Source organism: Ignavibacteriota bacterium (assembly GCA_016716225.1).
GTDB lineage: Bacteria > Bacteroidota > Ignavibacteria > Ignavibacteriales > Melioribacteraceae.
Map to the genome: position 1 here is coordinate 1,628,254 of JADJWT010000001.1, position 15,294 is coordinate 1,643,547.

The 15,294-nt window shown below is 27.9% G+C and carries 15 protein-coding genes; all 15 read left to right on the forward strand.

Annotated features, from left to right (window positions below):
- The first annotated feature begins 4 nt into the window (after positions 1-4).
- Positions 5-1,132 (forward strand): hypothetical protein, encoded by a 1,128-nt coding sequence (locus IPM32_06900; protein MBK8944988.1) that lies wholly within the window; start codon positions 5-7, stop codon positions 1,130-1,132.
- A gap of 14 nt (positions 1,133-1,146) precedes the next feature.
- A complete protein-coding gene (locus IPM32_06905; GenBank protein MBK8944989.1) occupies positions 1,147-2,169 on the forward strand; it encodes a methyltransferase domain-containing protein in 1,023 nt (340 codons plus the stop codon).
- A 29-nt stretch (positions 2,170-2,198) separates the two neighbouring features.
- Positions 2,199-4,556 (forward strand): glycosyltransferase, encoded by a 2,358-nt coding sequence (locus IPM32_06910; protein ID MBK8944990.1) that lies wholly within the window; start codon positions 2,199-2,201, stop codon positions 4,554-4,556.
- Complete coding sequence (locus tag IPM32_06915) at positions 4,556-6,055, forward strand: glycosyltransferase family 2 protein (protein ID MBK8944991.1); 1,500 nt, start codon at positions 4,556-4,558, stop codon at positions 6,053-6,055. The genes IPM32_06910 and IPM32_06915 overlap by 1 nt, the downstream gene beginning before the upstream one ends.
- Before the next feature lie 193 nt (positions 6,056-6,248).
- Positions 6,249-7,136, forward strand: coding sequence for a flagellin (locus IPM32_06920; GenBank protein ID MBK8944992.1), 888 nt, complete (start codon positions 6,249-6,251; stop codon positions 7,134-7,136).
- A 68-nt stretch (positions 7,137-7,204) separates the two neighbouring features.
- On the forward strand, positions 7,205-7,558 hold the full coding sequence (locus tag IPM32_06925) for a flagellar protein FliS (GenBank protein ID MBK8944993.1): 354 nt from the start codon (positions 7,205-7,207) through the stop codon (positions 7,556-7,558).
- A gap of 12 nt (positions 7,559-7,570) precedes the next feature.
- Complete coding sequence (gene fliD, locus IPM32_06930) at positions 7,571-8,977, forward strand: flagellar filament capping protein FliD (protein MBK8944994.1); 1,407 nt, start codon at positions 7,571-7,573, stop codon at positions 8,975-8,977.
- A 3-nt stretch (positions 8,978-8,980) separates the two neighbouring features.
- Entirely contained in the window at positions 8,981-9,313 is a 333-nt protein-coding gene (locus tag IPM32_06935) for a hypothetical protein (protein ID MBK8944995.1), read from the forward strand.
- A 3-nt stretch (positions 9,314-9,316) separates the two neighbouring features.
- Positions 9,317-9,580, forward strand: a complete 264-nt coding sequence (locus IPM32_06940) for a flagellar biosynthesis anti-sigma factor FlgM (protein ID MBK8944996.1) — start codon at positions 9,317-9,319, stop codon at positions 9,578-9,580.
- Positions 9,581-9,776: 196 nt separating this feature from the next.
- The gene (locus IPM32_06945) at positions 9,777-10,454 is read left to right on the forward strand and encodes a HAMP domain-containing histidine kinase (protein ID MBK8944997.1); all 678 of its coding nucleotides are present in this window, start codon (positions 9,777-9,779) and stop codon (positions 10,452-10,454) included.
- A 12-nt stretch (positions 10,455-10,466) separates the two neighbouring features.
- Positions 10,467-11,858: a sigma-54-dependent Fis family transcriptional regulator gene (locus IPM32_06950; GenBank protein ID MBK8944998.1), complete on the forward strand. Its 1,392-nt coding sequence runs from the start codon at positions 10,467-10,469 to the stop codon at positions 11,856-11,858.
- 370 nt (positions 11,859-12,228) lie between these two features.
- Positions 12,229-13,620 carry a HEAT repeat domain-containing protein gene (locus IPM32_06955; GenBank protein MBK8944999.1) on the forward strand — a complete coding sequence of 464 codons (1,392 nt, stop codon included), beginning with the start codon at positions 12,229-12,231 and terminating at the stop codon, positions 13,618-13,620.
- Positions 13,621-13,623: 3 nt separating this feature from the next.
- Positions 13,624-14,529 carry a protein-glutamate O-methyltransferase CheR gene (locus IPM32_06960; GenBank protein ID MBK8945000.1) on the forward strand — a complete coding sequence of 302 codons (906 nt, stop codon included), beginning with the start codon at positions 13,624-13,626 and terminating at the stop codon, positions 14,527-14,529.
- Between the two features lie 4 nt (positions 14,530-14,533).
- A complete protein-coding gene (locus tag IPM32_06965) occupies positions 14,534-14,899 on the forward strand; it encodes a response regulator (protein MBK8945001.1) in 366 nt (121 codons plus the stop codon).
- A 14-nt stretch (positions 14,900-14,913) separates the two neighbouring features.
- Entirely contained in the window at positions 14,914-15,288 is a 375-nt protein-coding gene (locus IPM32_06970) for a response regulator (GenBank protein MBK8945002.1), read from the forward strand.
- The last annotated feature ends 6 nt before the right edge of the window (positions 15,289-15,294 follow it).

Consider the following 15,294-nt stretch of genomic DNA (forward strand, 5'->3'; position numbering starts at 1 on the left):
GATAATGTTTAAATATGTAATATTTGCACCATCGCTTAAAATCAATAGCGGTGGTGTAACAGTTTTGCATTTGTTATGTGATTATATAAATCGACTTGGTTATGAAGCGTATTTATGGCCAAGCGATAATAATTTTGATACGTTTTTAACTAATGCAAAATATAAAATTTCATTAGCGAATTATGAAATATTAAGTTCAAAATTTATCGCAATTTATCCGGAAATTATCATTGGTAATCCCCTTAATGCAAAATATGTTGTTAGATGGATATTGAATAAACCAGGAGTGCTTGGCGGTGATGGTAATTTTGGAAACGATGATTTACTTTTTTATTATTCCAAATCTTTTACAAATGGTCAAAAAAATGTTAACTATCTTCAAATTATTGAGCTTTACGGTGATATGTTTAATAATAAAAATTTAAAACGTAGCGGTAGTTGTTATGTTATGAGAAAAGGAAAAAATAGAAAAATAATTCATGATTTGAATGAAAGTATCGAAATAATTGACTCAACGCCGTCTCAAGAATTGGTTGAAATTTTTAATAAAACTAAATATTTCTATTCTTATGATTATGCAACATTTCTAAGTATTCAAGCTGCATTATGTGGTTGCATTAGCATAGTAGTTCCATTTGAAGGTACTTCAGCAGATCAATGGATGAGTCTAAGTGAAACAAGAAAATTTGGAATTGCGTATGGTGAAGAAAATATTGAACATGCCGTTGAAACAATGCATTTAGTCAGACCACAATTAAAAAATCTTGAGCAGCAGTTTTTGAATAATGTAAAAAATTTTATTGAACATACTCAAAATTATGCAAATGGAAAATTTCTTTCTCTGTTTAAGAATAATAATCCTAATTATTGGATTAGTAATTATGAATTAACAATTAATGAGGCAGAAAATTTTCTCGAAATGGATGAATATTCTAATGCGGAAAAAAAATTGATTGGACTACTTGAAGATTTTCCACATGATATTAAAATTCTAAATCATTTAACATTAATTGCAATAAAAAAAAATAATTTTAATCGTGCTAATGAATTAATTAATTTGATTCTAGAACTTGATAAAACAAATAATACCGCCAATGATAATCTTGAGTACATACAAAATCTTAAGATGTAAGTTAAGGAGTTAATATGACAAATTACGTTTATGTTCCTAATAAACAAATCATGCAAAATTCAGTTGAATTAAGGGATGATTATAATAAATTTGTAAGGGAAGTAAAAAGATCACAGCATGCAATTCAAGATATGAGAATTGTACTTTCAGAAAAATATTTAAATGGAAGAGGAATAGAGATCGGTGCTTTTCATGCACCCGTGCCATTAAAAGAAGGATGCAGCGCAGATTATGTAGATAAAGTTGATATCGATACTCTTAAAAGATGGATGCCAGAAACTAAAGAGCAATATTGTATATATCCTACAGTTATTGAAGACGGTGAAAAACTTTCGAGTCTGCCTTCCAACTCGTATGATTTTTTGATTGCAAATCATATGCTTGAGCACACGGAAAATGTTTTTAGAACAATAGAAAATCATATTAGAGTAGTAAAAGAAAATGGATTTATTTTTTACGCATTGCCAGATAAAAGATATACTTTTGATAAAGATAGAGAACTTACACCATATGAACATTTAAAATTCGAATATTACAATGGACCAGAAAAACATAGAATTGAACACTATAAAGAATTTGGGCGTATAGTAAGTAAAGTTACTGATGAAGCTTTACTAGAACTATATGTAAAAAATCATCTTGATGAAAATCGTGATATTCATTTCCATGTTTGGCAATATAATACTTTTCTTGATCAAATTTTAAAATGGATTGATGAAACTAATTTAAATATTGAATTAGTTGAACATTCGCAAAATGGTATTGAATTTATTATGATATTTAGAAAACTTTCTCAAATTGATATAGCTGAAGTTTTGATTGAAAAAGGAAAATTGGACGAAGCAAAAAAAATTCTTCAAAATGAATTAGAAAAAAATAATGAAAATTTAGAAATACAAAATGATCTTGCAGTAATTTCAATAATGGAACAGAAATTTATTGAGGCAGAAGAAATTATAAAATCTGTACTTAATAAAGATAGTACCAATGAAATTGCATTAAATAATTTGAAGTTTTTGAACGAGGTCTTACACTAAAAGTTAATATAATTTGTATTGGAATTAAAATGTCACAAAAAATAAAAATTTTAGCTTTAGTAAATAACTCCGGCGCTGTAGCAGATATACGACTTAACAGCCCATTAACATTTTTGAGAAAGAATGGATTTGTGGATTTTGAAATAGTTGATATTACAAAAGAAAAAGAATATAAAATTAAGTTTGTTCCAGATATAGTAATCATACAACGAATAAATAATCTAATATACTTAGACTTTATCAGATTATTAAAATCCAAAGGTGCAAAAATTATATATGAAATAGATGATAATTTATTAGAAGTTCCCGAAAGAAACCCAGCATATAGTTTATATTCAGATCCCGTAAATAGAAGAGGATTATTAGAATTTATTTGGTTATCAGATCATGTAACAGTTTCAACCCAAAATCTCAAGAATTATTTCTCAGCTTATAATGAAAATATTTCTGTTATTCCAAATCAAATTGATGAAAATATATTTATCCCCCAAAAAATTGCAAAAGCAAATTATGATGAAATTAGAATTGGTTTTGCCGGAACTATAACTCATCAAGAAGATTTTGAACAAGTTATTCCAGCTTTGTTACAATTAAAAAAATATTATAAAAAAAAAATCAAATTAGTTTTTATAAATATGTTACCAGTTGAATTTATTTCATATAAAGAAGTAGAATTTATTCCGGGTGCAGCATCATTAAAAGATTTTTATGAACTCTTAAAACATGCAAATCTTGATATTGGTTTAGCTCCATTATCATTCAACAAATTCAATATGGCCAAAAGCGATATTAAATTTTTAGAATATGGTTTTTCAGGAATTGCTGGTGTTTATTCTAATTTTGGTCCATATAAAAGATCAGTAAAAAATTTAGAAAACGGCATTTTAGTAAATCTCGAGAACAGTAATGGCTGGTTTAATAAACTTTCGTACTTGGTTGAAAATCCTTCTGAAATTGATAGAATTAAGAATAACGTATTTAATTACGTGAATGAAAACAGAACAATAAGTAAGAATTATAAAAATTGGTTAAATGTATTTAACAAAGTTTTAAAGATTGAAAATATTGATAACTCAGATTCTTCCGTTTTTATTAAGAAACAAAGTAATAAAAATGAAAAACTATGTAACTTAAATAATATTAATAAAATAACTTCAATTATTGCACTAACGTATAATCAGTTAAAATATACAAAGGAATTCATAGAATCAGTTCAATCAAACACTTCAAATTATCAATTAATTATTATTGATAATAATTCTACAGATGGGACAAAAGAATATCTTACAAAGCTTAAAAAACAACATCAAAATGTAAATGTAATTTTTAACGAAGAAAATCTTGGGTTTCCCAAAGCAATAAATCAAGGAATTCTTGAAGCAAACGGAAATTATGTTGTTTTACTTAATAATGATGTTGTTGTAACAAAAAATTGGTTAGAAAGAATGATTGAAATTGCTGATTCAGATAATAAAATCGGTATTGTCGGACCAATCAGCAATTTTGTAAGCGGAGTTCAAATTGATAAAAATGCAAAATATAGTTCAATAGATGAAATGCATAAATATGCAAATAGAATTTCTATTGAAAATAAAAACCAAATTCAAGAATTTCCGCGCGTTGCATTTTTATGTACATTAATTAAAAAAGAAGTAATTGAAAAAATCGGTGGTTTGGATGAAAGATTTTCGCCGGGAAATTTTGAGGATGATGATTTTTGTCTGCGCGCACAATTAGCCGGATATAAAACAGTAATTGCAAAAGATGTTTTTATACATCATTATGGTTCGGTAAGTTTTAAAGCAAACGGTGAAAACAATTATTCGGAAAGATTGAAAATAAATAAGCAGAAATTTATTGATAAATGGGGAGCTGATCCCGAAGAAATATGGCTGAAAGGTAAATTGTGGAAAAATAGAAATATAAAAATTCCTATTTATAAAGATTTATTTAAACAAAGCATCGAAAGAACATTTCAAAATATTGATGAGAATGAAATAGATTTTGCGATTGAAAATATTAAACTATCAATTGAATATTTTGATCAATCTGATAGAATTGGTTATGAAAATATTTCTAAAGAAGTGCTAATAAATATTGCGGGAAATTTAGCTTTATCAAATATTGAATTAGAAGAAGCGAAAAATTGGTTTGAAAAAGAGTTGGAAATAAATCCTAATTCTTCTACTGCGTGTTTTGGTTTAGGTGAAATTTTTAATAAAGCAGAAATGCTTGAAGAATCTAAAGCAATGCTGGAATGGGCTGTGGTAAATGATATTAAAAATCAAAATGCAAAAATTAAACTTGAAGAAGTAAATCAAAAATTAAATTTATCGGTTGATCATAATTCTCTTTTGATTGAAAATATTTTTGATAAGGAAATTTAATGTCAACAATTTCGTTAAGTATGATTGTTAAAAACGAAGAAAAATATCTTCAAGAATGTTTGGAATCTGTAAAAGATATTGTTGATGAAATTGTTATAGTAGATACGGGTTCTACAGATAAAACATTAGAAATTGCCAAACAATTTAGTTCAAAAATATTGCATTTTAATTGGATAAATAATTTTTCGGCAGCAAGAAATTTTGCGCTTTCAAAATCAACTTGCGATTGGATTCTATACTTAGATGCAGATGAACGTTTATCAAATAATTCAATCAATGAACTAAAAAAAATAATTTCATCAAATGAAAATTTAGGAGTAAAATGTTCGGTTATAAGTCTTGATGATAGAAAAGGAATTTCTCAATCAATGAAATACGCAAGACTTTTCAGAAATAATAAATCAATAAAATTTTCCGGAAAAGTTCATGAGCAGATTGAAAATTCGTTATTAAAAAATAATTATAAAATAGTTGACTCAGAAATTAAAATATTTCATATGGGTTATAATGTATCAAATGATGAAATTAAAATAAAAGCAAAAAGAAATTTAGAATTGCTTCTCGAAGAATTTAATACAAATAAATCTTCTTACATTTCTTATCAAATTGCAAACTCATATTTGATTTTGGAAGATTCTACAAATTCAATAAAATATTATAAGAAAGCTCTTGAAGATTTAAAACTTAAAAATGAATTTAAGGAAGTCTGCTATCTCCAATTAGCTGATTTTGAAATGAGAAATAATAATTTGTTTGCCGCAAAAAATTATATTGATAAAGGAGTAGAATTGAATCCAAATCAATCATTATTAAATATTATTGCCGCACAAGTTTATGCAAAAATGAATGATAAAAAAGCTTTAAATTTTTGTAAAAATGCTTTTGATAGTAATTCAGAAAGAAAATTGAATTTTAATAAAATAAGTGAACAAGAAATTTATACTGATGATAAAAAATTAATTTATGAAGGAATTATAATTTCACTTCAATTTAATGATCAGGATTCACTGAATTATTTTTCTAATAAACTAAGTGAAATTAATAGTGAAGAAATTAAATATTTAAATAATATAATTAGTAATGAATTTTATAAAGATGAAATTCTAGGTTTGTCTAATTTTATTGATCAGAATAATATTAATAATTATTTAAAAATTTTTGATTTTGTAAAGAATAATGATTTGAAGTTAGAACTTTATTCAAATCTATATGATCGATTTTTTGATAATTCAAAATATTTAAATGATTTTGGAGCATTTTTAATTACTATAAATCAAATTAATGAAGCAAAAATTATTTTTGAATCTGCCTTATCCAATCCGGAAATTGAAGATTCCATAATATTTTATTTAGCATCAATTTATATTTCCTCAAATGAAATTAATAAACTTGAAAAGTTGCAAATTATTATAAATAATAAATTATTCAGTTCAAGCAATTCCTATTCGAAAGAAAAGTTTAAAATTTTAGCTGAAAAAATTACTCCACTGCTTAAGTAACACTAATATTGTTGTTTGTCACAAATCAAAACTTCCTAAAAAAAATATTTTTTAACTGTAAACTTTCAAAACTGCATCACGATAATATGCCAGAAGTAAATTATTAACTAACAAAAATTTCAACAAGTGTTGAAAAACAACAAAAAAGTGGGCAAGGATGCCTGCAAAATTATCAATAAACAAGGAGGTTTAAATGTCACAATCATTTAGAATTAACACAAACGTTGGTGCATTAAGAGCATATAATTCTCTTGCAAAGTTAAATGCACAATCACAAACAGCACAATTGCGTTTAGCTTCACAAAGAAGAATTAACAGTGTTTCTGATGATACTTCTGGTTTTAACGTAGGTAAATCATTGGATTCAAAAGTAACAATTATGCAATCTGCACAACGTAACGTTGGTTCTGCTCAAGACATGTTAGCTACAGCAGAAAGTCAGTTAATCAGTGTTAAAGATATGATTACTCAAATCAGAGGAAAAATTGCTGATGCAAGTAATCCTACTTCTGATAAAGCTGCTATTGCAAAAGATATTCAAGCAATTGCTGACGAATTGGCATCTGCATTTGGAACAACCAAATTTAATGAAACAAGTTTGTTACAATCAGTAACAAATGGTGCTGGAGCTGGATTTACATTCCAAACTGGTGTTGCATCAACTGATACTATAGCAATTGACTATGGTAATGTAAGTGGTGATGCATTAGTTGGCTCTACAGCTACAACTGCATTTACATCAAACGTTAGTGGACTTTCAGCTGACGTTGCAGGAGCATTGGATGCTCTAAAAGGAGTTTCCTCAACAACAATCTCAAGTTTATCTCTTGATAACTTTGAAGATTCTGTTGATGCATCACTCGGTGCAATTGGTAACTATACACAAAGATTGAATGCAAAACAAGAATTCTTATCAGCTGCAATTTTGAATTCTCAATCAGCTTATTCAAGATTATTTGATGCTGACGTTGCTCTTGAATCATTAAATGCAACAAAATCGCAAATTGGATCGCAAGCTGCTTCAGCAATGTTTTCACAATTAAACGTTGCTCCACAGCAAGTACTTCAATTATTTGGTTAATAGTTTTCTTTAATCAAAAGCTCTCCGGCAATTTTGGAGAGCTTTTATAATTTAATACGGAAAAAATAATGTATAATTACTCAGCAGCATTAAAATTAAATAACTCGTCAAATAGAGCTAACGCCTATTTAGTAAATGAAATTTTAAATGCTTCTCCCCAAAAACTATTATTAAAAGTTTATGACTTTGCAATTGCTCAGTGTAGAAATGAAAACATTGAAAAAACTAATAAAGCTATAGCAGAGTTGATAAATGCCTTAAGATTTGATAATGAAGAAGTGAATGAAATATCAATGGGATTAAAACGATTGTATGAATTTTGTCAAGATCAAATGAGAAAAAGAAATTATGATATTGTATTAAAAATTATGACAGAATTACGCGAAACTTGGATTAAGGCGTTTGTTAGTATGGAAGGCTAGGAGTAAAAAAAGATGGATATTTTAAGTTCTTCATCGATAACGAATTTAATAAATACTTCAAAACAATCGGAGTATGTTAAAAAGATTTCTCCGTTACTTGAGAGAAAAACTAAGTTTACCAATCTCTCAGCAACTTGGGGAAGTTTAAAAACAAAATTAACTTCACTTAAATCATTTCTTACTGATTTGAAAGATGTTAATGCTGGCGGTAGTTTTACCGGAAAAACAACAGAACTTACCAGCGATGAATATTTTTCCGTGACTGCTAATTCTTCTGCAGCTTTAAGCTCTTATGATATTAGAGTTATTCAGCTTGCAAAAAATGATAGAGTAATGTCAAATACAGTAAACTCAAGTAACTTGGCTGGTTTATCAGCAGGCACTTATTCATTTCAAGCTGCAAGCGGTGATTATGACCAAGTTATTGATGTAGAATTAGAAGGTGCAGAAACAAAAGAAGAACTAATGCAAATTATTGCTGAAGCAATCAATGAAGCATTGGGTGATGCAGTTTCAGCTGCAGTATTCTCTCCTAAAAATGGCGAATCCAAATTATCAGTTATTTCTAAAGAAAGCGGTTCTGATAATGAAATAATCATAAAAGATGTTACTGGTTCTGCTCTTAATTCAATTGGATTAAATTTTGAAACAAGAAGTTTGCTTTCAGATAATGGAACCGGAGGCTATGCAACTTCTTCAAGTGAATTAGATGCAGTCTTAAATTTAAACGGCGTTTCTGTAATAAGAGGCTCAAACACAATAGATGATTTAATATCTGATGTAACTCTAACTCTTAAAAATGAAATGGAAGTTGGAATTCCCACTGTTAATGTTATTGTAAAAAATAATATGGAAGCTGCTAGATCTGATATTGAAGATTTAATAAGTTCTTTTAATGAAGCATATTCATTTGTAAAAAATAATTATTATGCAGATGAGGACGGACAAAGAGGTATATTTGTAGGTAATGCAACTGCAATAAGTTTAATGCAGTCTTTTGGTTCAGTTTCTTATGAAAAAGTTGAAGGAATTGCTGAAGGAAATTATAGTTTCTTATCTGAAATAGGAATTGATTTTGATCCAGCTTCCGGACTTAGTATTGATGACGATGATTTATTAACTGAAGCATTAGAAGCAAATCCTGAGCAAGTTGCAGATTTATTTAATTCTGAACAAGGAATAGCAAATAAACTTTTTAATATGGTTGAAACCTATATAAGTAATGACGGCGTAATTTCAAATTTAATTGATAATTACGATAATTCTATTTCATATTTGAATGATAAAATTAGTTACAAAGAAACTCAAATAGATAAAAATGCTGCTGTATTAAGAAAAAAATATGAACAAATGCAGCTTCAATTATCGCAGATTTATTCAACACAAAATTCTCTCTCAATATTGGGATTGCTCGGATAATTAATGGAAAATGTTGATAATAATTTTTATGAAATTGGAAATTACCTAAAATTGGTTGATAAAGAAGTTAGTTCAATTAACGATGATAATCTTGATATAAAATTGAGGAATATAAATTCGTTTATCAAACAAATTGAAAAAAAGAAAAGTGAAATAAAAAAGAACTCTACAAATGAGCTTTACGTTCTAATATGTGATAGAATTCACAACGAGGTTAAACAAATTTCAACTAAATTCGATAGTATTGCAGATGCAAAAAAAGAAAATATTAAAAGTATCGGTGAAGAATTATCAAAAACCGTTAACAAAAAGAAATTAATAAATTATCAGAGGTAAAAAGTGGATATTAAAGGAGTGGGAAATAATTACAGTCGATACACCGAACTGTATAAAAAACAAGAACAAGCTTCGAGTCGGCAAACTCAGCAAAAAACAGATAAACTTGAACTTTCTGATGCCGCAAAAAAACTTAAATCAGAAGGAATTGATGCTCAATTGCTGAATGAAGTGAAGACTAAAATTGAGAGCGGTTATTATAACAGAGACGAAGTAATTAATAAAGTTGCAGATGAAATAATTAAAAAATTCTCTGAAGAAAAATAACTAAGCGTAGCTGCCTTAAAATTAATTTTTGGATTATTGAAAAAAATTAACAAAATAATCCACACAAAAAATTAAGTTTGAGGCAGTTTCTTTTTAAACCTTTCTAAAATCTAAAATCAATTCTATACATTTATTTATAAAAAAAAGTTAAATTTATTCAGTCAATTCTTTTCTTAAGAAAACAATAGGTTTAACCTTGTCAAACAATGTACATGAAAATAAACTTAAAATACTAGGTAAGTTAGCTGCAAGTTTAACACACGAAATAAAAAATCCACTTTCTGTAATTAAATTAAATTTAGAATTTCTTAAGATGAATACCGAAAAATTTGATCAAGAAACTATTGAGTGTATTGATTCATCTCTGGAAGCTGCAGATATGATTGATAAATTAATTTATACAACACTTGAGTTTTCTCGAAAATCAAAAGATGACTATAATTATTACTGCATAAATGAAATAATTCAAAAATCAATTCATATAACAAAAGGAAATGCAAATAAAAAAAATATTGCATTCAAATTAAACTTGATTGATAATCTTGCAAAAGTAAAAGTAAACGAAACAAAAATATTGCAAGTTTTTGTTAATATAATTTCAAACTCAATTGAAGCAAGTAATATAAATTCAAACATATTTATAAATACATTTGAAAATAATGGAAACGTAAATGTTGAAATTATTGATGAGGGATTTGGAATTCTTGATGAAAAAAAGAATGAAATATTTGAAGAATTTTATACAAGCAAAGATAACGGTACCGGACTTGGATTAAGTGTTTGTAAAACAATTTTAGAAGAGCACGAAGCAGCATTTGAATTCAAAAATAATAAAACAAAAGGAACCATTTTCACAATTCAATTTCATAGGTAAAAGCGAGGAATAATGAAGCCCAAAGTATTATTAGTTGATGATGATAATCTTGTTGTAATTTCATTAAAGAAGGTACTTATAAAACTTGGTTATGATGTTGACGTTTGCATGGATGGAGGAAAAGTTGAAGAATCCGTAAAATTATATTTACCGGATATTGTTCTGCTTGATATTTATTTAACAACACACAATGGTTTGGAAATCTTAAAAATACTTCAACAAAAATTTTATCATATTCCTGTTATAATGATTACGGCATATGCCGATGTAAAAATTGCAGTTGAGGCAATGAAATTAGGCGCATTCGATTTTTTACTTAAACCAATTGAAATAGATCAACTTGCAATTGTTTTAGAAAAATGTGTAAAACATTTACGATTACAACTTGAAGTTAATGAACTTCAAGCAATGCTAAATACCGATAGTTTAACCAGAGAATTCTTTGGAAAAAGTAAACCTATTCAGCGCGTTTTAAATATGGTAGAAAAATTAGCAAAAAGTGATGACACAACAATATTGCTGGAAGGTGCAAGCGGAACCGGAAAAGAAGTTTTTGCAAAATATCTGCATCAAATTAGTCCAAGAAAAAATAATGTTTTTATATCAATTAACTGCGGTTCAATTCCAAAAGATTTAGCAGAAAGTGAACTATTCGGACATGAAAAAGGTGCTTTTACCGGTGCGGCACAAAAAACAAAATTGGGAAAATTTGAACTTGCAAACGGTGGAACAATTCTACTTGATGAAATAGGTGAATTAAGTTTGGATATTCAAGTTAAACTTTTAAGAGTTTTACAAGAAAAGAAATTCTATAGAGTTGGCGGAGAAAAAGAAATTAGTGTAAATGTTAGAGTTTTAGCAGCAACAAATAGAAGTTTGGAAGAGGAAGTTAAAAAAGCATCGTTTAGAGAAGATTTATTTTACAGATTAAATGTTGCAAATATTACAATTCCATCACTTAAAGAACGAAAGGACGATATACCAATTTTGGCACTTTCATTCGTTAAAGAATTTGCGCAAAAGTTTGATCAAAGTATTAAAGGTATTTCTGAAGAAGCTATTAAATTATTGCAAGATTATTCTTGGAAAGGAAATATTAGAGAATTAAGAAATGCAATGGAGCGTGCTGTTTTAATGATGGATGGCGATGAAATTAAGGAACAGCATTTAAATTTTCTTAAAAAAAATGATTCTTCGGATAATAATCAAAATGTAAATTTCGAATTAAAAGTTCCACCAGAAGGTGTAAAAATAGATACGGTTGTAAAAGATTTAATTTTGAAAACACTCATAATAACAAAAGGCAATCAAGTAAAAGCCGCAAAAGTATTAGGTCTTTCAAGATCTAAACTCAGATACAGAATGGAGCAATTAGGAATTGAAGTTACAAAATCGATTCAGTAAAAATGTGAAACGTAAAACGAAAGAAATAAATTCGTGTATTCGTGGCAAACAAAAATTTTATCCCATCAATCCGGTGGGATTTTTTATTTTCAATCTTTGTTTCAAAGAATAAATAATTTATATCATTTGAAATTTAAAACAAACCTAATCTTGAAATCATGCAATTTTGAAATCATGCAATCTTCTTGTTTTCATTCATTTGGCTAATATCAGCCCGGGTTTTAAAACATCCCTTATTTTTTCTTAGAACAATCGAATTATTTAAAGGCATATTTATTGTAATTGAAGTAAAAAAATAACAAATAAATCCGATAGTGGAATATAGATTTTGAGAAATGATAAAACAACGGCTTTATTATCAGAGGTAAAAATGAGCAATCATTATGATGTAATTAAAAAAATACTTGATACAAACGATTCTGATAAAATTAGAACCACGGCAGAAAATTTTCAGCTTGTTGAAATGCCGGATAAAGTTGTTGAATATTTAACACAAAAATTAATTTTAGATGATAATGGTGTAAAAGATACACTTACAAGAATTTTATCTCACAATATTAATCCAAATATTCCAAAATATTTGGTTCCATACATTTCTTCAGAAAATATTTCTGCAAGAAACTTAGCCGGCGAAATTTTACTAAATAGAAAAAATGAATCAATAAAAGCTATGGTTGATTATTTACCAAGCGCAAATGATGATGATAAAAAATTTATAATTGATATTTTAGGATTAATTGGAAACCCAGCTCCGGCTTATGAAATAATAAGCATTCTAAAATATTCCAGAGATGAAAACGTAATACTAGCTTGCATTGAAGCACTTGGAAATATTAAAAGTGAAGAAGCTATTGATGAAATTATTGCTGCGTATGATAGAAATGAACTTTTCCGACCGACAATAATTGAAGCGATTGGAAAAATAGGAACAGATGAATGTATTGATTTTATTAACGAAAATTATTACGGGGTTGATGAACTTACAAAATATTCGTTGATTGAAAGTTTAGGTGAAATTGGAAACGAAAAATCTTTTAACATGCTTATCAATGATATTCAATATTTGGAAGGACCATTCAAATGGGTAGCAATAGAAACAATTGGTAAACTTGAAGAAAAAAGAAAGCTGCAGCTTCCTTCGGATATAGCTTTAAAAAACTCTTTGTTAGAAACTTTACAAACCGCAGATATACAATATAAAAAATCAGCAGTGCGATTAATAAGTTTGTTTGAAGGTGATAATATTGTTGAACATTTATTTTCAATTTATGCGAACGATGAGGAAATTGATAATAAATTAAGTGAATATTTTTCTAATAATCTTATAATATTTTTTAGAAAAGCCAGCAGCTACTTAAAACAAAATCCTCATAATTTAAAACAATTTGTATCTCTAATAAAAGATATGATACAGTTTGACGGTGGATTGAGTTTACAAACATTAACAGATCTTGAAGTTAGAAATTATGTTGAAACTTTCACAAATTTATTAACACATCCGGATGAAGAAGTTAGAGCATCGTCAATGGAATTATTGTTTTTCCTAGATACAGAAACTGCTTTTGTATTTGCAGATACAATGCTTGAAGATTCTGTAACATGGAATAGAATTAGACTTCTTGAAATAATTCAATATGGAGATGATCCAAGAATTATAGAAATTGTGAAATCATTAGCTAATGATCAAGACGAAATGGTAAGAGAAAACGCTCAAAATATTTTGGCGGAAAGAGGAATCAGTTTTTTACAATTAAAGGATTAATAAATGCTTAATTCATCAGCTACTTTAAATCCTAACCCTTTGAGCAAACTAAGTTTTAGTTTTAGCTCTCAGCAGGAACAAAAATTATCTCCGCAATCCTTTATCGAATGGCGAAAGTACATTTATGATCTTTGCGGAATATATTTTCAGGATAATAAAAAGTATTTATTAGAAAGCAGATTACAGAAAAGAATAAAACATCTCAAAATTGATAATTTTGAACTTTATTTACAATATCTTAAAACAAATCCAAGAAGAGAAGAAGAAAAGAAATTATTATTTGAAGCTATTACAATTAATGAAACATACTTTTTCCGAAATCAGCCGCAGCTAGATGCATTAGTAGGGAATATTATACCGGAAATAATGGCAAGGAAAAGTTCCGGATATCAAAAATTGAGAATATGGAGTGCGGCAGCATCATCCGGTGAAGAAGCATATTCTATTGCAATGATGTTGAATGAAATGATATTACCTAAATATCCAAATCTCTCTGTAGAAATTTTTGGAACCGATATAAATTATGCTGTAATTGAAACTGCACAAAAAGGAATATTTAAAGAATATTCAATTCGCAACACACCACCAATTTATTTGAAAAAATATTTCCAAAAAGTAGATAACAATTTTATTATCGATCCGAAAATTAAAAGTATGGTAAGCTTCAAAGTCCTTAATCTATATGATGAATCGGCAATTAAAACGTTAAATAAATCTGACGTTACATTTTGTGCAAACGTATTAATTTATTTTGATCAAGAATCAAAAATTAAAGTTGTAAATAGTCTTTATAATAATTTAAATCCAGAAGGATATTTATTTATCGGATATTCAGAAACACTGCATGGTATTTCAAAAGCCTTCAGATTAGTAAGTTTTAGTAAAACAATTGGATATAAAAAAGGATAATCAAATGAAAAAGATTATACTAATAGCTGATGATTCTCCAACAATTAGAAAGTTTGTTTCGTTCTCGTTAAAAGCACAAGGCTTTGAAGTTCTTGCCGCTTGCGATGGAATGGAAGCAATAGAATTGCTCCCAACAGCAAGCATTGATTTAATTATAACAGACTTAAACATGCCTAATATGGACGGATTTGAATTAATAAAAGCAATAAGAGAAAATGATGCAAATAAAAATATTCCTATAATAATTCTCTCATCTTTAAAAGGAAGTGAAGAAATTAAGAGAGGATTGGAAACCGGAGCAAACTCATACATGGTGAAACCGTTTGATCCAAAAAGAATTCAATACGAAGTGGCAAAATATATTAACTAAATAAAGAGTACAAAATGGATACAAAATTTTTGGTTGTTGATGATTCCGTTACAATGCGCAGAATTGTTGTTAACACCCTAAAATCTATTGGATATAATTATTATGCAGAAGCTGAACACGGCAGAGATGCTTTGGATAAGCTTGAAACAGATGCTGAAATAAATTTTGTAATAACCGATTGGAACATGCCCGTAATGTCTGGACTTGAACTAACAAAAGCAATTCGCGCAAATTCCAAAACACAAACATTGCCAATCTTGATGGTAACTACTCGAGGTGTTAAGGAAGATATAGTTCAAGCATTACAAGCAAAAGTTTCAAATTATGTTGTAAAGCCATTTACACCACAGATTCTAAAAGATAAGATCGATTTAATATTATCTAACTAAAAGGAA